The organism is Geobacillus sp. Manikaran-105, assembly GCF_002809955.1.
Lineage (GTDB): Bacteria > Bacillota > Bacilli > Bacillales > Anoxybacillaceae > Geobacillus > Geobacillus thermophilus.
The window spans coordinates 1-1,791 of record NZ_PIJG01000118.1 but is presented as its reverse complement, the minus strand read 5'-3'; the positions used below and the strand labels follow the sequence as shown (position 1 = coordinate 1,791).

Below are 1,791 nucleotides of genomic sequence, written 5' to 3'. Positions count from 1 at the left end.
ATTATCGGATTTGAAGTGGCACTAGACGGTATATTGTTAGCTTATTCCCTGGTTACACTTGGGCTAGTTGAGCGCTAAAGCTCAACTAGCACCACGGGTAAAAAAGAAAACCCGAGTTCGACAGTTTTGAGGCCATTTTAGGCAAATGAAAATGGCCAAAATGCTGTTATATCAAGGATTTCGCGATGCGGATCCTAGAAAAAAACACTGAATTTCATAGGCACACGACTTGTTTATTTTAACTTTTAAAACAGCTGAATATCGGTTATAATATAGGCATGTACATACGGCGAGTAACACGCAAAAACAAAGATGGAACGACCGTGGCGTATCTCCAGCTTGCTCACAACGAATGGGATCCGAAGGCCAAATATGCAAAAGCGAAGGTGATTTATTCGTTTGGGCGCGAAGACGAGGTGGATCGCGCCGTCTTGGAGCGTCTGGCCAAAAGCATTTCGCGATTCCTTTCTCCTGAGCAGGCTTGGGAAATCGAGACGTTGACAGGAGAAGTGTCGGATGACTTTCAGTTTCAATCAAGCAAACGCCTTGGTGGCGCTTGGCTTTTGGATCAGCTCTGGAGACAACTGGGATTGGGAGAAATTCTCCACTCCTTGTTTGCCTCCCGACATCATCAGATTCCGTTGGAACGGCTGATTTTTGCCATGGTGGCGAATCGTGCCCTTCATCCGTCAAGCAAGTTGGCGATGGAGGAGTGGGTGGAGAAAGACGTGCATATCCCTCATCTTCCCCAAGTCGCCAGCCACCAGTTGTACTGGGCGATGGATGAGCTGCTGGCTGTGCAGCCGGAATTGGAACGCCAAGTGTTCCATGCCGTGGCCGATTTATTGAACCTGGAAGTCGATTTGATTTACTTTGATACGACTTCGTCGTACTTCGAAGTGGATCCATCCGAAACACCAGAAGGAGAATCGCTTCGAAAGCAGGGGTTTTCCAAAGATAAGCGTCCCGATTTGGTCCAAATCGTCATTGGACTGGCCGTTACCCGGGAAGGAGTCCCCATTCGCGCTTGGGTATGGCCTGGCAATACGATGGATATGACGGTCATCAAACAGGTGAAACAAGACTTGATTGGCTGGAAGCTTGGGCGTGTGATCAGCGTGATGGACCGCGGATTTTCGTCTGAAGAGAATTTGCGAATCTTGCAACAGGCCGGGGGACACTACATTGTCGGCGAAAAAATGCGATCTGGCAAAGCCGCCGTTGAAGAGGCGTTGAGCCGCCGTGGGCGCTACCAACAAGTTCGCGAGAACTTGCATATCAAAGAAATCATTGTCGGCGACGGAGAAGCGCGTCAGCGCTATGTTCTCGTGTACAATCCCAGCGAAGCCGAACGCCAACGCAAGGAACGGGAAACGCTGCTCGAATCGCTGAAAGAGGAGTTGGAGGGGCTTCGCCAACTCCCTAATGAAGCTCATCATAAGGCCACCTGCCGGCTGCGTTCCCATCCGTCCTACGGAAAATACTTGCGTCAATTGAAGGATGGAACGCTTCGCATCGACAAGCAAGCGGTTCGTGAAGCGGAAAAGTATGACGGCAAATATCTCATCCGAACATCCGACGATACCTTGTCTGCGGAAGATGTCGCCATCGGGTATAAGCAGCTGGTGGATATCGAGCAGGCCTTTCGGACGTTGAAATCGACACTTGAGTTGCGTCCCATGTATCATCGTTTGGAAGACCGCATCCGGGCGCATGTGCTGCTCAGTTGGCTGGCCCTCTTGTTAGTTCGGATCGTAGAGATCCGGACTCATGAATCGTGGCCGAACGTAA

At 50.4% G+C, this 1,791-nt stretch carries 1 protein-coding gene; it reads left to right on the top strand.

All coding sequences use genetic code 11. The features are described from left to right. Window positions 1–278: 278 nt before the first annotated feature. A partial coding sequence (locus tag CV945_RS16750) for an IS1634 family transposase (protein ID WP_198518538.1) occupies window positions 279–1,791 on the top strand: 1,513 nt, incomplete at its 3' end.